Genomic DNA, 20,515 nt, shown 5'->3' with positions numbered 1-20,515 from the left:
TGTCTCTTATCTCTTCTGTCAATTTTATTATTCAAACTCCAGCAGTTTGGTCAATGGGGCAAGCGCTTTTTTCAGGGTCTCCTGCTCTTCGGCAGTGCAGGTAGCGTCAAGCGCCCGGTTAAGCCATTCGTCTTTTTCACTTCTTGATTTATGAATAAGACTGATCCCTTCCTCCGAAAGTGAAATGATCACCTTGCGTTTATCCAGCTCAGAGATGCGCCTTTTGATCAGTCCGAGGTTAAGCAGGTTACTCAGGATTTGTGACATGGATTGCGTAGTGATCTTCTCCATAGCGGCCAGCTCATTAGGCAGGATTTCTTCATGCTGAAATATCAGTGCCATGGTTGACCGCTCCGTAAGTGAAAGCCTTTCGGCAGTGGCCGAAGTCTTTTTGATCTTTTTACTCAACCGGCCAATGACAAACCTCAATTCGGACGCCAGTTGGACTTCTTTTTCTTCACTCATAAATTTAATCAGTTAAACTTGTAAGTTTACCTTACAAATATAGAAATTGTTTTGTTAAGGAAATGTCAAAACCTGAACCTGGATTTGGGGGAATTTTCCGGATTTAGGAGATTTTGATTTGCACGCTACTCAGGCAATTTCCTCAAGTAAAACCAAAATGAGCTAAGAAAATCCGGGGAATCCGAAAAATCTACCCAAATCCGGGTTCGTTTCGTAATTTTACCCCGTGCCTGCTCCTGAAAAGAAAACACTTGTAAAAAAGAAAGCGCCCGCCCGTAAAAAACCGGCAGTCAAAGCAAAACAGCAGGCTGTTTTTTCCACTCAGTGGATAGTGGCTATAGGCGCTTTGCTACTCATCCTGCTCTCCCCATTTTATTATGGCTATATTTTAAAATTCGGCAGCGCCACCTGGCGATGGATCATGGATGCAGGCGAGGATACCCACTACCGCAAATACAAAAACTTTGCTATCCATATTCCTGACGGTTATTCGGTATATGGTATTGATGTATCATCGTACCAGGGCCGCATCAACTGGAAACAGGTAAAGGCCATGCGCGAGGGCGATGTTCATATCAGCTTTGCATTTATAAAAGCTACGGAAGGTGTATTAAGTGTGGACCCGTACTTTCAGCGCAACTGGCGCGAAGCTCCAAAAGCCGGGATCATGTGCGGCGCTTACCATTTTTTTCTGCCGCAAAAAAGCGGGGTATGGCAAGCCAAGTTTTTCCTGCAAACCGTAAAAACTGAAAAGGGCGACCTGCCCATGGTGGTGGATGTGGAACGGTTATATAAAACCAGTCCCGAAAAAATGCGCGAGCAACTGGAAAGTTTCATCAAAACCATTGAAACCCGTACGGGTATCAAGCCCATCATTTACACCAACCTTAAATTTTACCAGGATTACCTGGAAGGTTATTTTGATGGCTATACGCTGTGGATAGCTCATTACTATCAGCCCAAACTGCTTGTATCAAATAAAACCAACTGGAAATTCTGGCAGCACTCGGATAAGGCCCATGTTAACGGCATTAACCACGTTGTGGATTTCAATGTTTTTAAGGGAGATAGTACTGCGTTTGAGAAATTGCTGGTACCGTAAGAAAATAAACTTACTTAGTTGATACCGCTTATCGATTTTGGCTAAAGCCGATTGTCTGTTTATACTTTAACCGTCGGTTAAAACCGACGGCAATGAAATTTGCAAATCTTCAAAAAACATTTACTTGGATAAGTATTACTTTACCTTAAGATGCAAATAAGAACCATCTTAATAAATTAGATATATAGTAAAATTGCTACAAAATAAAGGCTTCATTGCCGTCGGTTTTAACCGACGGATGTATTTAGAAACCAGAGGGAGCTTTAGCCAAAATCGACCCGGCTTAAGCAGCAAATCAATCGGTAAAGGTCCTTTTCTAACTCACAATAAACCTGTATATTGAGTTTCCTCATTAAGAAACATTAATGACACATAAAAGAAAAATAGCTTTATCATTTCGCCATGTTCTTAAAGAAGATGAAGATCATCTTGATGTAGAATTTTGGCTAAGTAAAAGTCCTTCGGAACGACTGGCGGAAGTAGTCCGTTTGAGGTGGTTATATTTTACTTCATCTGGTAAAACCTTTCCGTGCAAAATTGAAAAAGTTATTTTTAGAAGAAAGCTACGATAATCAGAACAGAGCTATTCATTTGTAAATTCTCTTATTTTGCCATCTCCTAATTTATTAATACTACTTACCTGGTTCTATTCTTTTGTGATAGAGAAAATACGATCCTCCCAAAATTACCAAAAACACCAGCGGCATAACCCGGTTGGCCACCGGATCGCCCGATACAGTATGCGCTATAAAGGCCGAAACAAAAACTATGGTAAACCCGGCGTAGGCCCATTCTTTTAATCTTGCGGCTACCGGTACTAATAATATCACAGCTCCAATAAGTTTGGCTATTGCCAGTTCAACACGGAAGTAATCGGGGAAACCTAAATGGTGAAAGGCGGCAGCCATTTCGGGTTTTGATAAATAGGAGTAGCATGAAAAGGCCATCATCAATGCTACAATAGCTGTCAGTACCCAGTAAAAGATCTTAGTAGTTTTCATTTATTGTTGATTATTTGCTGCAAACTTAATTATCTTTGCTATCAAAAAGATACTACTATCCTAAAGGATACTGGTATCTTTAAGGATAGCAAGCATGAACAACAAACCAATCATTCATACAAAAGAAGCCTGCAATGCTGCTGTAAACGCGGTACGTGATACCCTTTACGTGGTAAACGGCAAATGGAAGTTACCCATGCTGGTAAGCTTGATGACCGGTCCGAAAAGATTTAAGGAACTTCAGCGTGAACTGGAAAGCATCACTCCTAAAGTACTTTCCAAAGAACTGCGCGACCTTGAATTAAATGGTTTTATTAAAAGGACTGTTTATGACACTACACCGGTAACTGTAATTTATGAACGGACAGATTATGCTGATTCTCTGAGCAATGTTATTAATGAAATGCGTGAATGGGGTATGAACCACCGGGAGCATATTAAACAGATGAGCCGTGATGAAGCCGAAGCGAGAAAAGCTGTGGCAGTTTAATGTTATTCTTAAAATCCTGTTGAGCTTTCATAATAGCTATATTAAATTCAACAATGTTAACATAGTAAATACAAGCCAGGTGCAATTGAGTTTTATAAAATTGCCCTAAAACTATTCGTAGCTGGTAATTGCATTGTTAACAAGCTCCATAGCGCCCTCTGCCCCAAGGCGTTCCATCAAATTAAATTCTTTAGATTCCAGGCGGTTGTAATTGGTGAAAAATGCTTCTATTTGGTCTACCAAACTTGGCGGCAGTTGCGCCGCATCATGCAAACCGATAAAAATCTTTGACACTTCGGGTACTGCCAAAAATCTGTCGTTTCGGTAACGCTTTCCATCAGGGCTCGTTTGTTCTACCTTAAAAGCCCCTATCAGCCGGCAATCTATCACGCATCCCGGAAATGTACCTATTTCAGATATGACCAGCACATCCAGCGGATCACCATCACCACCAATTGTATTTGGTATAAAACCAAAATCAAAAGGAAAAACCATCCCCGCCGGTAACAGCTTTTTAAGCTTAAACTGGTTTGTGGCAGTTTCATAATTATACTTGTGCCCGCTGCCCCTTGGCGTTTCAACAATCACTGTGATCTTATTTTCTAAATTTTCCATACTGCATACGTTTTTATAAACCGGGGATCTTTATCCCTGCCGATTTTATATCCTGTAAAATATTTTCCTGAACGGCCAGTTTAGTATCCTGAAAACCATGTGCATGAACCCACACATTAACCCCTACCCTGTAGCCATCAGGATCCAATCCGGCAATGCCAATCCTTCGGTCGGGAGCCTCCAGGATATTTTTTGATTTGTCGATGGCGGAGTTGATAACCGATTTCACCTCATTAAAATCGATATTATTGGTAAACTTCAGTTCAATATCCAGCCTGCGCGTCCCTTCTCTGCTGATGTTAATGATCACTTCATTTGATAGTTTACTGTTTGGCACGATAACTATCCGGTTATCAAAGGTTTTTACAATGGTATAAAAGATCTGGATAGCAGTTACTGTCCCTTCAAGGCCCTGGGCTATGATGTTATCACCTACAACAAAAGGTTTAAGCAGCAGGATGAGCACACCACTGGCAAAATTTTGCAGCGTCCCCGATAGTGCCAAACCGGCAGCCACACCAAAAGCACCAACCAATGCGGTAAACAGCGTAATGGAAACCCCCATGATCTGCACTACGCCTAATATCAGCAGTACACGCAGCACTACACCCACAAGGCTCTGCAAAAATGGTTTTATGGTGGGGTCTATTTCCTTTTTTTCCATATGCGCCCGCCACCATTTAAGCAGCAGGTTAATAAACCATAAGCCAACAAATAAAACTACTAACCCTACTAAAAACCCCGGCCCATAACGGAGCATCCAAATATATGCCTGGTCATAAAACTTTTCTATCTTCATAAAACAAACGTTAAGCTTCTGAATAAAAAATCACTTATGCTTAACGCTTATTTGGGGGAAGGGTTTGTTTTAACACTCATTTAACACTTCAACCCTCTAAGTGTTAACAAATGTTAAAAGTGTTAAATTTCAATACGTTACCAATTTTAAGCCCTAATTTGGTATTAACAATTTGAAAAAACTTTACACTTTATCATGAGCTACAACAAGATCAACAACCTTTTGGGCTGGCTTTGTTTTACCCTTGCATCCTTAACTTACATCTTTACTTTAGAGCCCTCTGTAAGTTTTTGGGATTGTGGTGAATTCATTTCCTGCGCCTATAAACTCCAGGTATCGCATCAACCAGGTTATCCCCTTTTTGCCATGATAGGCAAAGCTTTCTCCCTGCTCTCAATGGGCGACAGGACTAAAGTTGCCTACTTTACCAATCTTGGTTCGGCACTGGCCAGTGGGGCTACCATTATGTTTTTGTTTTGGAGCATAACCGCCCTTGCCAAAAAACTGCTTGCTATTAAATATACCCCTGTTAATACAACCCAAACCTTACAAATTATGGGTGCCGGTTTAACCGGCGCCCTTGCATTTACCTTTACCGATACCTTTTGGTTTTCGGCTGTGGAAACCATTGTTTTTGCCTGGTCGTCGTTATGTACTGCTGTGGTGTTCTGGGCTATTTTAAAGTGGGATGCTGTAGCCGATGAGCCACGTGCCGACAGATGGCTGGTTTTTATAGCCTATGTAATTGGTCTTTCTATTGGTATTCACCTGTTAAATTTGTTAACTATACCGGCCCTGGTTATGGTATATTACTTCCGCAGGCATAAAAAAATCAATGTTAAAAGCGGGCTTATAGCATTTGCGATAAGCATCCTGATCCTGGCCTTTGTTCAGTTTGGCATCAGGGGATATTCCATCGGTCTCGCCGCCCGGTTCGATCTGTTCTTTGTGAATACACTTGGCCTTGGTTTTGGCAGCGGTGCCTTGTTCTTTTTTCTGTTGATCATCGGCTTGCTCGTTGCCGGGATCCGGTATAGCATCCGCACAGGGAAACATTTTTTAAATGTAAGCCTGCTTTGCATTGTGTTTGTTTACTTCGGTTACAGCTCATTTGTTTATATCCCGATCAGGGCATCGGCAGGTACCAACCTTAACAACTCCCACCCCAGCGATGCTTTTACCATGTATGAGTACCTTAACCGTACCCAATACGGTGAAACGCCATTACTTAACGGCCCTTATTTTGACGCCAAAATAACCGATGTTACCGACGGCACGCCGCTTTACCGCAAAGGCAAAAACAAATACGAGGTTGCCTATAACAAACCCAACTACGTTTATGACCACACCAGTATTTTGCCCCGCATGTGGTCGACAGAGGAGAATACTACTTATGCCCAGGATGCGCAATTTTACCGCGACTGGCTGCAGTTGAGTGATAAAGCTACTCCTACTTTTTCGGATAATTTAAAGTGGATGTTCAGCTGGCAAATGTACCAGATGTACTGGCGCTATTTTATGTGGAACTTTGTTGGCCGGTATAATGATGACGATATGGAAGGCCAAACCAATATGAACGGCATCGGCGGCAACTGGACATCGGGTTTGTTCAATAACGTTTCCAACACCCCAAAATCCATATTGAATAATGTTACCTATACCCCGCTTTATGCCCTGCCTTTAGTGGTTGGTTTACTGGGGATGCTTTATCATTTCAAAAAGCGAAAAAAAGATGCACTGGTGATCACGCTGCTTTTCTTTTTCACAGGGATTGCTATTGTATTATATGTTAACCAGCCATCGGTACAGCCTCGTGAGCGCGATTACTCATACGTGGGCTCGTTTTACGCTTTTGCCATTTGGATTGGTTTAGGATTGATAGCGCTGATTGACCTGGTACCTAAAAAGATCAATCCGCGCTTTGCAACAATTGGGGCCTTTGTTATCTGCTCCATTGTTGGCCCTGTTTTACTGGCCAGTAAAGAATGGAAAAACCATGATCGTTCAACCAAAATGGCGGCGCATGATATGGCTTACAACTATCTGATGTCCTGCCCTAAAAATGCTATTTTGTTTGATTTGGGCGATAATGAAACCTACTCGTTATGGTACGACCAGGAAGTAGAGAACATCCGGCCAGATGTGCGCATTGTAAACCTGAGCCTGCTAAGCGCCGATTGGTCGGTAAGGCAAATGCAACGCAAAATAAACCAGGCCGACGCACTGCCCATAACCATGAACTTTGATAAGTACAAGCTGGGTACCCGCGACGTGATCAGGTATAACGACGCCAAAATACCAGGCTATACCGATGTGAAAGATATATTTGATTTTATCACCTCGGATGATAAACGTACCCAGGTTGAATACACCAACGGAACTACAGAAAATTATCTGCCTACCAAAAACTTCAAGCTTGCGGTTAATGCCGGGGATGTAATGAAAAATAAGGTTATCACTCCCGAACAAAAAGGCATGCTGACGGATACCATGAAATGGAAATTTCCACCTGCATACATCACCAAAGAAAACCTTGCGTTGATAGATATCCTGGCACATAACGATTGGAAACGCCCCATCTGTTTTACAACATCAATCAGCCCGTCAAGCATGATTGGCTTGCAGCCATATTTATACCAGGAAGGGTTTGCCTATCGTATGCTGCCTTTTAAAACTGATTCGTCCCTGAGCGATCAGCTTTCAAAAACAAACAGCCTGGTGATGTACAGCAATGTGATGAACAAGTTTAAGTTCGGCAATTTTAAAACAGCCAAATATCTTGACCAGCAATCAACCCAGGTATTTTACCCGCAACTGGTATCAACTTTTTCCGATCTGTCGGCAGGGTTATTAAAAGATGACCATCCCAACCTTGCGCTTAACGCACTGCATAAATACGAAGAAGTGATGCCAGATATCAACCCCAATTTTATGGCAGCACAGGGTAAAATAACAATGGCCGATACCTCCTACAAGCTCGATTATGCCAAACTGGGCAACAAACTTATTAAAAGCGTAAACGGCTACCTAACTGATAAGCTTGATTATAACTACCATCAATTACAAAAGGATACAGGCCGGTTAAGCCCGCGCGATGTACAGATCAGCATGACACTGCTCAATAACATGGTTGCTGTTACGCATAACAGTAACCAAAAAGAACTAAGCGGACAATTACTTGCCCAGCTTAATGATTACGCCGAAAAGTTTAAAAGTATTCTCCAGCTCTAAACAACCAACATATATATGCTATGGGGCAGGCTATTGATTTAGCCGGCCCCTTTTTATGTTTTAATAATTTACGTACTTTTCGTCAAAAGTACCATCGGCATACAGGTCAATCAAACCATAGCCAGGAGCTGTTTCGCGGCGGTTGCCTTCCCACCATGCGCCCGAAACTGCGCCGTTACAAAGGTAGGTAACATTGTTATAAACCACTTTATCGCGCATGTGCAGGTGCCCGCTTAAACATAGCTTTACGTTGGGGTGCTGGTAAAACAGATTGATGATTTTAGCGGTATCAGTATGCATATCGCCGCCAAGCATTGTCCACTTGTTTACAATATCATCCTCTATCATCAGCAAGGCGGTCAATATCGGTATGTGCGACATTACCATCACCGGCATAGCGGCATCAGTAGCCTTCAGTTCATCACTAAGCCAGTTAAACTGCTCATCGCCCAGCTTGCCTATATACCAGGTATTATCAATATCCAAATGAACGCTGTCAAGCACTATGATCTTCCAGCCGTTTTTAACCATGCTATAGTAAGGCTTTACAAGCTGGAGCTTATCAAGCGCATATTTTTTACCGTAGATGGCTTGTCCTTTGTCGTCCTCGTACCACCAGATATCATGATTGCCTAAACAATAATGAACAGGCAGGCTGCATTCATTTTTCATGATGTTTTGCACCAGCTTCCATTGATCATTAATGGTGCCGATGTTTTCCTTATTCATGTCAAAAACAATATCACCGCCATTTAATACCATATCAGCCTTTGGGGTTTGCTGCTGCAGGTGGTACAGGCACCTGGTAAACCTGGCGGGGGCATCAAACTTATCTTTCAGGTGCACATCGGTAATATGCGCTATCCGTAATGATGGCTTTGCTGCTGATTTTGTATTACCAAGTGCTAATGAAGGCGCCAGGAGCAGGCCGCCTATATTTTTCAATGCTGATCTTCTTTCCATAGTTTAAAAGCTGCCTGCAAAGCCCAGGCAAAGCAACGTCAAAAATACATTTATAATGTTGCCGAGATACCTGAATTGCTGTTAAACTTTTATTAAGAAATAAGGCCTAACCCTTGTAAAAACAAAAAGCTCCCCGGATTAATGGGAAGCTTAATGTGATTTGTGTAGGGAAGGTTAAAGTATTGTTCCGGGACACTTGTCATTATTTTATTTTAACTATCACAAGTATGGCCTGCCTGTTATTTAATCATTTGCAGCCCCTGCAACATATTTTGTTTCATAAATCGATTCTTTGTTTTGCAGTACAGATTTATAATAAAGCAGCAGAAAATCATATACGCCCAGTTCGTAAACCCGCTGCCTGGTTTTAAACAAACGGTTCATGCTCATTTGAATAAGACTGATCACAAGCAGGTTCAAATCCTGCGATACTGTACCAGATGAAATTAACTCATTAAGCAGTAAAGCTGCCGGCCTGTTATTTAAACTCCGGTACCTGAGCAAGTCATCGCCGGTAACCACTGCTCCTTCAGCAAAAAGCCCTTCAATCCGGCTTCGGTAGTGCCGGTATTTAAATGTTAGCTGTTTCGAAAGCAGGTTATCATAATTAACGTCAGGATATGATGCTGCAACAAGCAATTCCATAAGCTCGATCTTTTGCTGAAACTGAAAATCAAAATCATTCAACAGCCTGTCAATCGATAAAAGTCCCCAAAGCCACCTCACTTCTTCAAAGTTTTCGGTCATATCGGTCCTTGATATAAGGCTGGCTATGGCAAGACTATCATTAAAGAACAATTGTTCAACAAGTTCAATTGATGCCTCTCCATAGCGTTCCAGTTCACGTTCGTAGGTATCGAACTGAACCTTCCAGATCTGCTTTGATTTAATTAAGGCCGAAAATGAGCTATTAATACTTTGAATTACCCTGCCCAGCGCAAATACCGAAGCAAGGTGCACCCTGAAACGGATATGAGGTTCAGGATCGGCATATCGCACGTAAAACCACTGATCGATCAGGTCTTCGTGGTAAAGCTTTTTGCTTAGTTGAATAAGCTCGTTGCCAATTACATGCTCGGCAGTTTTAATGCCGCAATATAGTTTTACATATAACCACTCATCGCCCGGAAAAAACTGGCGTTTAGCCGCATTTGCACTTATTGGCACCATGCCTGCATATTTGCCGGTTGTTTTTTCGCCCCGTTTTAAAACAGCTACAAACTGGTTACCGATAAGCTTTTCATCCTTTTTTTTAAGAACAATGTTATTGCGCTCGCCAATATACTCCTGCAAAATAATTTCATTCCTTTTTTTGCACGATGAAAGCCATGCAGCAACCTCAAGCCTGCTATTGGTATGCACAACCAGTTCACTGTCGGTATCTGTAAAAACAAAGGCCCCGGGCAAGTCCCAGTATTTAACAAACTTTGCCCATGCCTTTTCATAATCAACAGCCAGCTCTTTTAATAGCTGCTGCAAATCGGCATTGGTCATATACCAGGTTTTTAACGCTAATATTACACCTTCATAAACCACCCTTGGTGTTCTGGTTACCCCAAGTTTAGGTAATATATCAAGGTTAAAACCAAGCTGGTATTTTGAATCCTGGCATTGCAAATCGGCCAGGAACTGGTATACCGGCAAGGCTGTCATACCATAATTATATGCTGTATTTAAACGGGGGATGATTCGTTTACCCAATTTGGCCGAACGCAGTATAATATTGTTCCCTTTAACGGATACCAATAAATCTGTTAAATTTACTTCCTGCTCGCCGGCGCTTACCTGCGTTTGTAACTGGTAATTACGGTACGGCGCGGTGGTAAAGTTTCCCAAACTGTCATCAGGCGTATGTACAATTTCGGCCACTATAGCCGGCTCGTAGATCCGGGCTTCTGTTTCGGCAATCTCATTCAGGATCTGACCGAAATTTTGCTCGGCACTGGCCAAACGGCCAATCATGGCGGTACCAGCCGGTAATCCGCAATGTTCAAGATAAAGCAAAGGTTCATCATGGCCCGAAATACGGAACATTACCGAAAAGCTTGGGGGCAATTCATCATCGCAGGCCTTAACATTATCAAACTGCGATTTTTTTATATGGATAACCTCCTGCCCGGGATTATTAACAATTTGCCCGATAAGCCACTTTACAGCATTGGTATATTGCGGATCTTTATCATCTGTTATATGGCCTGATGAATCCGTATAACGTTTTATGGCATAGCCGATACCTTTTTCAGGATCAAGCACATCTGTTAGCAGAACCTCCTGCTCATGATACCGGTCGCTGAAACGCTTTATAAACGTTTTTAAATTTTTGCTTTGATGCCTGGGCGAAATCCGGTTAAGCATATCAATAGCATCGAGCAATTGATCAGCATAAGCTTTATCAAGCGTAGCCGAAGCCCCCTGCCTAAAATAATCAACCTGCAGCAGTGTCCCCTGTGAGGCATCACCTGACAAATCTTTCAAAATCATAGCTACCTTGTTATTTTTTGTAATTACACTATCGGTGCCTGTAAGCACCGTTTTAACCTCATTCAGTTTTGATAAACAGGTTTGTGCTTTCGCACTTTTTTTTGCTAACCTGATAAAAATGCCTATTGCCTGGTCAAGGTATTCTTCACCATCAATCCGCGGTTCAAGCTCACTCCATAAAACCTGGTTTTTAATCAGCCAGTTCACAAAATCTATAGCATCTTCTTCGGTTTTCCAAAGTGTTTCCGTTATAAAGGACTTTATTGAATTGTATGACCTATCATTTTCACAAAACCGGATAACCGCCTGAAGATCATCAGATGTTTTTACCGACGACGCTTTATATTTGCCGCAGTTTAAAGTTTGATAGTCAATTTTGCGGTATGTACCGTTTAAAGTATGCAGGGTTTTGTTCGCCCTGTAGTTCAGTAATATCCTTATATCACTATCATTTAAAAACTGACGGGCCATATTAACAGCAGCAGCAACATTAAGCCTTACATGCTGATAAACATCGCCAAGCTGCAAATCGGTACGCTCGCCCCATGTAACCGGGGCACAACCGGCAAATAATCCTAATGGACTGGCGCCTGTTGTGCTCCGGTTTATAAATTTGGTAAGGGTTATTTCAAGTTTCTCCAGTTTTTTTGCATCGGTAATAGCATCCATATGCAAAACAGCTTCATATAAATCTTTTGAGGTAAGCCAAAGCGCCTGCATAAACAATTCATCTCTAATGAATTCCCTGATGGTTTCCTTATCAATTGTTTTCACACAATCAAATGCAGGAAACCTGAGCATCAAGCCCGATGAAAATTTATATTGTTCAGATAGTTTAGCTGTTTCCATAATGGTTACCCGTTAATGGTTCATATTATAAAAACGGACATACCCAATGTGATTTATACCCGTTCTTTAGAACCCTGTAGAACTCATCGTATTTTCTGTTGTGGTAGCCGTCATAGCCGCATTAAAATTTGCGCCGCCACTATTTTTCCCGGTGTTGTTTACAAGCGCCCGGTTTAAAATCTGAACTTGTTTAATTTGGATCTTTGGTAAAGATGCTTTGCCATAATTTTTCATACTTTTAAAGTTTAAAAAGGGGGTGAATGGTTATTTATCTGTTGTTATTTAGATAAATGTGGCTAAGTGTCTGAACGATAGAAAAAAATTAGTACCAATGCGCCGTTTGAGATGACCAAACCCGTCAAAAAACAGTACAAAAAATTTATGACAATAAGTACAAAGCGGCCAAAAGCCAGGGTAAAGATATTTTTTCAACACCTGCTGGGATGGCTTATTTACGCACTATACGAAGAAGCAATTGTCTCTTTTTCCAAAATAGACATCAGTACTTTTTTTGCTTTTGTTATAAACGCAATTGTATTTTATAACACCTGGCTAATTTTAAGAGCAATAAGCAGGAGGATCAGGAACCTTTTTTTACTGATACCTGTTTTATTTATTGTATCAACAGCAATTATTGCTGTAATAGCACTGTTGAAGCTTGAAATTGACTCCCTTGTATACCATACCCCGGTTATGGTTCTGGCTACCCCGGCAAGAATTTCCAACCTTATAATGCGAACAATTTATTTTGGCGGAATGGGAGCTGCATTTGGCTTTGCAAGAGAATTGATTCAGCGCGAACGGGAAGTGGCCCAACATGGTATAGAAAAAGCGCAAATGCTTGAACAGCAACAAAAACTTGAAAAACAAGCATTACAGGCCGAACTAAATGTAATAAAATCACAGATTAACCCACACTTTGTATTTAATACCCTGGGCTTTTTGTATGCAGAAACCTACAAAAAACTTCCGGAAGTAGGGCAGTCAATTATTACATTGTCAAACATTATGCGATACGCCTTAACTAAAAATGAGGATGGGTACAGCAACCTGGAAAGTGAGCTGGCTTACATTAAAGATTTTATAAAAATTCATGAAAGCCGGAGCAAAGCTTTTTTTATGAAAATAGATATCGAAAGCAACATTATACCGTATAAGGTAGTGTCGTTGGTTTTAATTACCCTTATTGAAAACATGTTTAAACATGGCATTTTTAATCAAAACACAAAGGAAGCCACTTTGAACATTGCGGTTGAAGATGGAAAATTGCATTTTTATTCGCTCAATTATAAAAACAATAACAGCGTTAACAAAGTACAATCAAACGGGATAGGGCTCAATTATATTCGCGAAAGATTAACGGATGAGTATGGCCGGGAAGGATATGAACTATTGGTGAATGAAACACATAACAGCTATGAGTGCAAACTTACTATGCCCTTAAAAGTATCATGAAAGTAATTAACTGTATTATAGTTGAGGATGAGCCGTATGCCATTGATATTTTAAGCGATTTTATATCAAAGGTCCCTTTTATTAACCTTACCCGAACGTTTACAAACCCTATTGAGGCATTATTATATCTGAAAGAGTCGGCAGTTGACCTCATATTTCTTGATATTAACATGCCCGAGCTTTCAGGTATCGACCTGATCAAAATGCTGCCTAAAAGTACCGAGGTCATCATAACATCAGCCTTCAGTGAATTTGCACTTGCCGGATTTGAAAATAATGTACTTGATTACCTGCTCAAGCCTTTCGCCTTCGACAGGTTTTTACAGGCTTCGCAAAAGGCGCTTGATAAAATTTTACTGCTTGCAGCAAACAAGTATGCACCTGTAATTGATTTGCTTCCTAAATCCGATTCATTTTACCTGAAAACCGATCGCGGTAAAATAGTACGGATAAACTTTGATGACATCATTTATATTGAGGGGCTTAAAAATTACTGTTCGGTTTTTACAGAAAGTGAACGGCATATTTCGCTGGTAAGTATGAAAACCCTGGCCGACAGCCTGCCGCCTGAAGATTTTGCACGTACCCATAAATCATATATCATTGCATTAAAACGCATTAAAGCTATCGATGGCAATATGGTGATCTTTGATAAGATCAAAGAAAAAGTACCTATAGGGGTTACTTACCGCGACAGTTTTTTTGCTTTGCTCAATAATAAAATGTTCAAGTAAATTATGCTTTCCCTTTCCTGGCTTTCTCCGACTTAAGGAACTTTAACAGCAACCCATACAGGATACACTCATGCAGGCGTTGCCGGGTACTAAAATAGCGGTTAACTGCCATATGGATCACACTGCCTAAAAACTTCGCATTCCAGTTGATGTTGTACTTTTGCAGCAGCAGTTCTACCTGTTCTCTTTTTTGCTGCAACAGATCATCGTAGGCTAAAAGCAGGTTATTTAAACTGCCATGGTATTTTCTGTATAACTGATCAATCTGTATTTTAACTGCCTTGTCATCAAACTCGGCAAAAAAGTAAGCCTGCTGCCTTTCAACAAATTGCAGCTGATCGTTGATATCAGTACTCATCAGGTTCAGGTAATCTTTGATCAGCCAAAAAATCAGGAGCCAGTCTTCAGTATCATAACGGTTACTTTCAAGCAGCCTGAATACATTGCAGCAAAACGAGGTTTCGATGCAAAAAAGGCCTTCAGCCTGTTCAATCTGCAGCCCGTAACGCTCCAGTTCGCGCACATAGGTATCAAGCTGTACAACGTGAACCTGTCCGCTTTGCAAAAATGGCGACAGCACCTCTCTTATTGCCAGGTAAACCTCCTGAAAATCAACCTCATCAAGCAAATTAACCCTCACCCGGATATGATTATCGGGATCATGGTACCTGATAAAAAACCATTGTTTTATTTTAACATTATCCGAATAATTTAACAGCTCATCAAGTTTTAGCAGCACATCATTGGCAATATTGCTGCTAAGATATAATTTGATGAACAACCACTCGCTGCCGGGAAAAAAATTACGCTGAATGGTATTTTCAATATGTTGAAAATATTGAGGGCTTAGCGGCCTGTCGAAATGAAAAGGAGCAACAAACTGGTGCATAAAAGGGTTTCCTTCTGCATCCTTTACAACTGCCTCATGCTGCAGGTGAATGCACTCAGACAAAATCAAAACCGGTGCCTGCCTTGCTATTTCCTTTGCAAGCACCTGCATACTAATTTCATTTCCGGTATCAATCAATAATTCGTTATCGCCTTTTACAATATAAAATTTATCGGGCAGAAGCCACTCATCCCTAAAGCTGCTAAATAAACCGGCGAATTTATCCATGAACTTTTCGGCTTTGCAAAGCTCATCCAAAACAGCGGGGGTAAATTTCCAGGTTGCCCGGTGCAGGATAAGGCCAAAGCCGGTTTCAACGCGCGGAAAAAACACAAAATCGGTTGATAGGGCCCCCCAGTTAAAACTTAAGCTGCCGTTGCCCCGCTGGTGCTGGATATCACACAAAAAAGTGTAAATAGGATGCTGCGACCTATTATAATTATAGGCACTGCTTAACCGGGGGATCACTTCCTTTTGATGTTTTTTTGAAAACAGCTTAAAAACATTTTGTTCCAGCTTAATGTAGATATCATCAAGCCATAAAACCGAACTGCCCTTGGCATCATCAATATAAGCCAGCTCATGAGGCCAGAAAGGCGGATGCATCATAACGTTTAAGATCCGCTCTTCGGGCATATGAATTACTTCGGCAAACATGGCATCCGGGCTATGATCAGCTTCTTTCGCCGCTATCTCTAAACCTGTTTTATATATTTCGGCATCACCAACTGCAAACCGCGCTATCATGCTTAACGCCCCGGGGCCTGTAACCCTTTCCAGAAATAACAGATCGTTTTCAAAAAGCTGAAAAAGCGCACACATCGAAAACGGCAGGTTATCCGTGCTCCGTTCTTTAACAAAACTGTCGGGTATAACAACCTTATATTGTTTTTCAATTTTAGCGCGGTTTAACAGGTGGAGCATTTTAAAATCAATCTCGGTATAATCAACCCATGGCAGTGCCCCCTCACTCCCGGCATACAATCCTTCTGTAAAAAGGGTTTCATGCTCATACCATTGCCCGTATTCAATCCCGGTATCGGTATCAAATGCTTCCAGGAGCGGTACACTTTGCTCTTCATACCTTTTCCTGAACCTGCTTTTAAACTGCTCAATCCTTTTGTTGGGGACCGGAGGGTTCAGATTATTGAGCAATGCAATGCCTTTGGCAATTTTCCATTGCAATGATTGATCAAGCTCCTGATCATCCAGTTCATTAAACCTGGTTATATGGATCTGATCCTTAAGCTCCCGTCCTGTTATGTGGTTGGTAAGCTGTTCAACCAAAGTATAAAATGAAAACCAGTCCGGGCTATCAGGATTATAGCTATTCACTTCGTTAATCAGGCCGATCAACTCATTGATCGTATCATTTAACCCTGCATGATCTGTTTTTTGCAAAAACACAGGGAAATCATAACCTATTGCCGGTTCAAATGCCGGTTTTAGTAATTGCCCTTCAATAAGATCATCAATAAAAGCAATAAAATCGTCAGGTTCAAAATCCGGAAACCTTTCCAGTAACTGATGTTTATTCCATATTTTATCCCCGGTCAAAGCAATGATATCATCAAGCACTTCGTTGCCGGCAATAGCGCTTACCTGGTAAATCCTTTGATCATCAATAATCTGATAAGTAATAAAACGCAAATCGTCCCCAACTTTATAAAGGGTATTATTAAGCTTGTACCCTGCCAGCAGCTGATTAGCATTTTCAATTTGTTTGGCAAGTGAAAAGCTCACCACCGCATCGGGTACAGTGTATTTCCTGAACCTTGCAGAAAGTTTTACTTTGTTAGCAGCGCCCCAATAAACAGAAGAACAACCTGCAAACAGGCCAAACGGCGTGGCCCGGTTAGCCATACGGGCCATATATTTGTAAAAGCTTGACAGTAACTGGGCTTCCTTTGCATGGGGCTGCCCACTTGCAAAAAGGGCATCAAGCTCATTATAAAGCGACTTGCTCGCTATATAAATGCTTTCCTTTATTAGCCTGTTATTCCATAAAGTAAGCAAATTGTTTTTTCCAAGCTTTTGCCTGTAGGTCAAAGCAGCCGAGCGTAAAATTAAACCGTTAATAAAATTAACTTTCATTTGTATATAAAAAAGGCAAGGTCAGGTATATAAATAGCGAACTTAAGTTAAGCTATTTTAATTAGCGCGCAAAAAACTATGTTAATCTGACACATAATTTAGCAAAAAAACAGGGCAGGCGCCTGCATAAGGACCTGCCCCACTTGTGGACAAATGTAATAAGCAATTGGGATTTAATATCTAATAATAAGTATCCATAATTTGTTTCAGGGCAAATAATTATTAATCTGCACGGCTTTCCCCGCTCCTGAATATCATCCTTAGTGCCTGATCTCTTGTTAAAAAAGCCACGGCCCAGTTATATAGTGTTTTAATTTTATTATTATAATTTACTAATGATATCAAATGAATAAATAGCCATACAAAAAGGGCAGCCAGGCCACTCAGGTGTACCTTATGTTTAAACAGGTCAACAACGGCATTGTGCCTGCCAACAATGGCCATATCGCCCCTGTCAAAGTATTTAAATGGTTTTATGTTTTTACCTTTTGCAGTAGCTATAAAGTTTTTAGCGGTATTGCGCCCCATTTGTATAGCAACCTGCGCCAGCTGCGGATGGCCTTTAGGATAAAGCGGATCGGTAATTTGCACGCTGATATCGCCAATGGCATATACATCTTCCAGGTCTTTCACGCGGTTATATTCGTCGGTAATCATTCGGCGGCCTATGCCCAAACTGGTAACCGGGATCCCATCAAAAGTATTGGCAATGATACCTGCAGCCCAAATCAGTGTTTTAGCCTCAAGTGTTTCGCCGTTGGCAAAGGTTACCACACCATTGCTAAAGTCGCTTACATGGGCGTTTAATTTAACTTCAACGCCCAAATCAATAAGCGCCTGGCGGGTTTCTTTGTGCGTTTTATCGCTCATAGGGGCAAGTAAATCCGGGCCGCCATCAACTATGTAAATTTTGCCTTTGGCATCTGTTAGCTCAGGGTAATCCTTTTTCAGGATATAGTTTTTCATCTCGGCAAGCATCCCGGCTACTTCCACCCCTGTGGGGCCGCCACCGGCAACTACTATGGTTAAAAGCTTTTGACGCTCAACCGGATCGGTAGTAATAGCAGCCTTTTCCATTGTTTTAATAAGGCTGTTGCGCATGCGCAATGCATCGTCAATTTCTTTAAGTGATATGGCATTTTGTTTAATACTTTCAATACCGTAAAAATTAGTGCTTGCACCGGCCGCAAATACCAGGTAATCATAAGAGAGTTCGCCATCGGTTAAGTAGATGACCTTTGCTTCGGGATCAACCTTAACCACGGCCGCCATCCGGAAGCTCAGCTTTTTTTCTCTGAAAAGTTTACGGAACGGATAGCTGATGCTTGATGGTTCAAGAAAGCTGGTTGCTACCTGGTACAGTAAGGGGGTGAAATAATTGTAGTTATTTTTATCAACCAGGGTAACATCATAGTGCTTATTTTTATACAACTGCTCTGCAACGTTAAGCCCGGCAAAGCCGCCGCCAACTATTACTATCTTTTTTTTGCTGTTGTTAGGTGTTATGCTTGTCATGATATTTAATATTTGTAGTGATCTTTTGGGTAGATAAAGCAGGGGCCGGCTGTATCTGAAAAAAAATATTCAAGCCTCATTTGCTTCGTTTTACTATAATAAAGTTACAAAAAAACCTGTTGCGAACATGGTATCCAGCCTCATCTTAGTGTAATTATTACACATTAAAAATAAACTTATTATCAATGCTTTACATCGATTTAACAATACAAAGTTGCGAAGCAAAAAGCAATTGAAAAGGGTTAAATGTTTGATGGTTTGGCCGATTTGCCGGTTTAGGCTAATTGATGATCCGGCCATGACATACAGCCAGTTAAAATGCAAACAAAACATTGTTTTCAATTATATTATACCGCATGTTTGCTGCATTTTATATTAAACTGAAAACAGGCTGTCCGATATGCTACCGGCGAGCTGCCTGTATGTTTTTGAAAAAAGGTTGAAAAGTTATTGGGGTCGGCAAAACCAAGCTGATTGGCAATTTCTTTGATGATAAAAGAAGAATTGGCAAGCAGGAGTTTTGATTCGAGGATGATCCTGTTGTCGATACTTTCTTTTGCACTGAGGCCATTATACTTTTTCAGCAAAAAGTTCAAATAATTGGGATGCGTGTTTAACACGTTAGCATAAAACTGAACACTCCGCTCGCTTCGAAAATTATTATCTGCCAGTTCGGCAAATTGCTCAATAAGCGGGTGCGATTTCATGTCGCTCGCCGTTAATTTAGCATCGTTAAACAAACGGTCGCACTGAATGAGCAGCTCTAATACCTTTACGGCTATCATTTCTTTTTTCTCCAGCCTGTCAATGGCGTGCTCCTGCATAATTGATTCAAAGGTGGCTGCCACGGTATCGGCCTGCTGCTTATTCAGGTACAGGTAAGGCCTGCCCGAACTTTTAAGTACTTTCCTGTTCAGGATACACTGTTTTGAAAACGATGAATTTAAAAAATACTCAATGTTAAACACCATCACGTAGCCCGTACAATCTGTTGAGTAATATTTACTGGTATGCATTACCCGGCGCGGTACAACAAAGAGGGTATTATCCTTTATAGGAAAATTAAACTGACCTATCGATTTTTCGCCCGATCCTTCTTTGATCAGCACTATCCAATATGGTGTTTGACGTGTGGGCGGGATATCCCCGTTAATTAACGGCACAACATCCTCCAACCGGTAGATATGAAAATCAAACTTGTGCCGCATGCGTTTATCAAGGTCGATAATTCCTTCATCGCGGTATTTATTATAGATCTGCTGATATTTCCGGAGAATCAACAAATCAGATTCTACATGATTTTGTACGAATTTCAGTTCCATAGTACCGGCTATTAAAATTTAATGATGTTGCTGCCGGTAACATTAGCAATGCATCATTATCACCCTTCAAATCCACTGTTATGATCCGGCAACCCGGAAAAGGAACCAATTGGCATACCATTCATACAAATAACTTAAAATCAACAACTTAAATAGCAATACATCATATCAACATATCGACATATCGTTATATCATGATTGCTGTTTATGATATTTCGTATCTAAGGGAGCTGTTTAAAAATGCAAAATATTCATTGCCGTTGGTTTTAACCAACGGTAAATAAGTTGAAAGGTCTTGGCTTTAGCCTAATTATGCAAGCGGATTTGGGCTGAAGCCCTCTTATCGCTATTCATTGTTCCGTTGGTTAAAACCAACGGCAATGAAGTTTTATCTACCTGTAAACTATATTTACCAATTTTTGAATGTAGAGACGCATAATTGCGTCTCCCGTATGCAAATCGAGGCAGTTAAACCTCTTGCAAAGCAGCTTGTCCTGTGTGAGACGCAAT

Annotated in this window: 16 protein-coding genes; 6 read left to right on the top strand and 10 right to left on the bottom strand. The window is 41.1% G+C overall.

The annotated features are described in order from the left end of the window. Positions 1 to 27 precede the first annotated feature (27 nt). Positions 28 to 465: a MarR family winged helix-turn-helix transcriptional regulator gene (locus ACFFGT_RS06430; protein WP_377021688.1), complete on the bottom strand. Its 438-nt coding sequence runs from the start codon at positions 463 to 465 to the stop codon at positions 28 to 30. 226 nt (positions 466 to 691) lie between these two features. Between ACFFGT_RS06430 and ACFFGT_RS06425 the strand changes: the two genes are divergently transcribed. Both ACFFGT_RS06425 and ACFFGT_RS06420 read left to right on the top strand, forming a co-directional pair. Beyond that, positions 692 to 1,567 (top strand): glycoside hydrolase family 25 protein, encoded by an 876-nt coding sequence (locus tag ACFFGT_RS06425; RefSeq protein WP_377021687.1) that lies wholly within the window; start codon positions 692 to 694, stop codon positions 1,565 to 1,567. A 365-nt stretch (positions 1,568 to 1,932) separates the two neighbouring features. After that, complete coding sequence (locus tag ACFFGT_RS06420; RefSeq protein WP_377021686.1) at positions 1,933 to 2,139, top strand: hypothetical protein; 207 nt, start codon at positions 1,933 to 1,935, stop codon at positions 2,137 to 2,139. Positions 2,140 to 2,199: 60 nt separating this feature from the next. On the opposite strand, the gene ACFFGT_RS06415 is transcribed toward ACFFGT_RS06420, so the two are convergent. Further along, positions 2,200 to 2,568 carry a DoxX family protein gene (locus ACFFGT_RS06415; RefSeq protein WP_377021685.1) on the bottom strand — a complete coding sequence of 123 codons (369 nt, stop codon included), beginning with the start codon at positions 2,566 to 2,568 and terminating at the stop codon, positions 2,200 to 2,202. A 94-nt stretch (positions 2,569 to 2,662) separates the two neighbouring features. Here ACFFGT_RS06415 and ACFFGT_RS06410 point away from each other — a divergent pair, with 94 nt between their 5' ends. After that, a complete protein-coding gene (locus tag ACFFGT_RS06410) occupies positions 2,663 to 3,058 on the top strand; it encodes a winged helix-turn-helix transcriptional regulator (RefSeq protein WP_377021684.1) in 396 nt (131 codons plus the stop codon). 111 nt (positions 3,059 to 3,169) lie between these two features. Here ACFFGT_RS06410 and ACFFGT_RS06405 read toward each other — a convergent pair whose 3' ends face one another. Beyond that, positions 3,170 to 3,673, bottom strand: coding sequence for an inorganic diphosphatase (locus tag ACFFGT_RS06405; protein ID WP_377021683.1), 504 nt, complete (start codon positions 3,671 to 3,673; stop codon positions 3,170 to 3,172). A gap of 13 nt (positions 3,674 to 3,686) precedes the next feature. After that, the gene (locus ACFFGT_RS06400) at positions 3,687 to 4,472 is read right to left on the bottom strand and encodes a mechanosensitive ion channel family protein (RefSeq protein ID WP_377021682.1); all 786 of its coding nucleotides are present in this window, start codon (positions 4,470 to 4,472) and stop codon (positions 3,687 to 3,689) included. Between the two features lie 195 nt (positions 4,473 to 4,667). On the opposite strand from ACFFGT_RS06400, the gene ACFFGT_RS06395 reads away from it, so the two are divergent. Beyond that, positions 4,668 to 7,703 carry a glycosyltransferase family 117 protein gene (locus ACFFGT_RS06395; protein ID WP_377021681.1) on the top strand — a complete coding sequence of 1,012 codons (3,036 nt, stop codon included), beginning with the start codon at positions 4,668 to 4,670 and terminating at the stop codon, positions 7,701 to 7,703. A 60-nt stretch (positions 7,704 to 7,763) separates the two neighbouring features. On the opposite strand, the gene ACFFGT_RS06390 is transcribed toward ACFFGT_RS06395, so the two are convergent. The 3 genes from ACFFGT_RS06390 to ACFFGT_RS06380 all read right to left on the bottom strand — a co-directional run bounded on the left by ACFFGT_RS06390 (position 7,764) and on the right by ACFFGT_RS06380 (position 12,230). After that, positions 7,764 to 8,666 carry a metallophosphoesterase family protein gene (locus ACFFGT_RS06390; protein WP_377021680.1) on the bottom strand — a complete coding sequence of 301 codons (903 nt, stop codon included), beginning with the start codon at positions 8,664 to 8,666 and terminating at the stop codon, positions 7,764 to 7,766. Between the two features lie 243 nt (positions 8,667 to 8,909). Beyond that, entirely contained in the window at positions 8,910 to 11,996 is a 3,087-nt protein-coding gene (locus tag ACFFGT_RS06385) for a lantibiotic dehydratase (protein WP_377021679.1), read from the bottom strand. A 66-nt stretch (positions 11,997 to 12,062) separates the two neighbouring features. Then, positions 12,063 to 12,230 carry a hypothetical protein gene (locus tag ACFFGT_RS06380; protein ID WP_377021678.1) on the bottom strand — a complete coding sequence of 56 codons (168 nt, stop codon included), beginning with the start codon at positions 12,228 to 12,230 and terminating at the stop codon, positions 12,063 to 12,065. Positions 12,231 to 12,377: 147 nt separating this feature from the next. On the opposite strand from ACFFGT_RS06380, the gene ACFFGT_RS06375 reads away from it, so the two are divergent. After that, entirely contained in the window at positions 12,378 to 13,451 is a 1,074-nt protein-coding gene (locus ACFFGT_RS06375; RefSeq protein WP_377021677.1) for a sensor histidine kinase, read from the top strand. Further along, the gene (locus tag ACFFGT_RS06370) at positions 13,448 to 14,185 is read left to right on the top strand and encodes a LytR/AlgR family response regulator transcription factor (protein ID WP_377021676.1); all 738 of its coding nucleotides are present in this window, start codon (positions 13,448 to 13,450) and stop codon (positions 14,183 to 14,185) included. Before ACFFGT_RS06375 ends, ACFFGT_RS06370 begins: the two co-directional genes overlap by 4 nt. A 1-nt stretch (position 14,186) precedes the next feature. Here the strand turns inward: ACFFGT_RS06370 and ACFFGT_RS06365 are convergent, their stop codons facing one another. The 3 genes from ACFFGT_RS06365 to ACFFGT_RS06355 form a co-directional block, all read right to left on the bottom strand. Beyond that, positions 14,187 to 17,168, bottom strand: coding sequence for a lantibiotic dehydratase (locus ACFFGT_RS06365; protein ID WP_377021675.1), 2,982 nt, complete (start codon positions 17,166 to 17,168; stop codon positions 14,187 to 14,189). 222 nt (positions 17,169 to 17,390) lie between these two features. Next, positions 17,391 to 18,683, bottom strand: coding sequence for an NAD(P)/FAD-dependent oxidoreductase (locus ACFFGT_RS06360; RefSeq protein ID WP_377021674.1), 1,293 nt, complete (start codon positions 18,681 to 18,683; stop codon positions 17,391 to 17,393). A 347-nt stretch (positions 18,684 to 19,030) separates the two neighbouring features. Next, complete coding sequence (locus ACFFGT_RS06355) at positions 19,031 to 20,005, bottom strand: helix-turn-helix domain-containing protein (RefSeq protein ID WP_377021673.1); 975 nt, start codon at positions 20,003 to 20,005, stop codon at positions 19,031 to 19,033. Positions 20,006 to 20,515 lie beyond the last annotated feature (510 nt).

Origin of the sequence: Mucilaginibacter angelicae (assembly GCF_042434235.1) — a bacterium.
Taxonomy (GTDB): domain Bacteria; phylum Bacteroidota; class Bacteroidia; order Sphingobacteriales; family Sphingobacteriaceae; genus Mucilaginibacter; species Mucilaginibacter angelicae.
The sequence above is the reverse complement of the archived record's forward strand: the minus strand, read 5'-3'. Positions and strand labels throughout refer to the sequence as shown.

Coding starts and splice junctions, on each gene's coding strand:
- ACFFGT_RS06430 (WP_377021688.1), bottom strand. CDS start 465: ATGAGTGAAGAAAAAGAAGTCCAACTGGCGTCCGAATTGAGGTTTGTC.
- ACFFGT_RS06420 (WP_377021686.1), top strand. CDS start 1,933: ATGACACATAAAAGAAAAATAGCTTTATCATTTCGCCATGTTCTTAAA.
- ACFFGT_RS06415 (WP_377021685.1), bottom strand. CDS start 2,568: ATGAAAACTACTAAGATCTTTTACTGGGTACTGACAGCTATTGTAGCA.
- ACFFGT_RS06410 (WP_377021684.1), top strand. CDS start 2,663: ATGAACAACAAACCAATCATTCATACAAAAGAAGCCTGCAATGCTGCT.
- ACFFGT_RS06405 (WP_377021683.1), bottom strand. CDS start 3,673: ATGGAAAATTTAGAAAATAAGATCACAGTGATTGTTGAAACGCCAAGG.
- ACFFGT_RS06400 (WP_377021682.1), bottom strand. CDS start 4,472: ATGAAGATAGAAAAGTTTTATGACCAGGCATATATTTGGATGCTCCGT.
- ACFFGT_RS06395 (WP_377021681.1), top strand. CDS start 4,668: ATGAGCTACAACAAGATCAACAACCTTTTGGGCTGGCTTTGTTTTACC.
- ACFFGT_RS06390 (WP_377021680.1), bottom strand. CDS start 8,666: ATGGAAAGAAGATCAGCATTGAAAAATATAGGCGGCCTGCTCCTGGCG.
- ACFFGT_RS06385 (WP_377021679.1), bottom strand. CDS start 11,996: ATGGAAACAGCTAAACTATCTGAACAATATAAATTTTCATCGGGCTTG.
- ACFFGT_RS06380 (WP_377021678.1), bottom strand. CDS start 12,230: ATGAAAAATTATGGCAAAGCATCTTTACCAAAGATCCAAATTAAACAA.
- ACFFGT_RS06375 (WP_377021677.1), top strand. CDS start 12,378: ATGACAATAAGTACAAAGCGGCCAAAAGCCAGGGTAAAGATATTTTTT.
- ACFFGT_RS06370 (WP_377021676.1), top strand. CDS start 13,448: ATGAAAGTAATTAACTGTATTATAGTTGAGGATGAGCCGTATGCCATT.
- ACFFGT_RS06365 (WP_377021675.1), bottom strand. CDS start 17,168: ATGAAAGTTAATTTTATTAACGGTTTAATTTTACGCTCGGCTGCTTTG.
- ACFFGT_RS06360 (WP_377021674.1), bottom strand. CDS start 18,683: ATGACAAGCATAACACCTAACAACAGCAAAAAAAAGATAGTAATAGTT.
- ACFFGT_RS06355 (WP_377021673.1), bottom strand. CDS start 20,005: ATGGAACTGAAATTCGTACAAAATCATGTAGAATCTGATTTGTTGATT.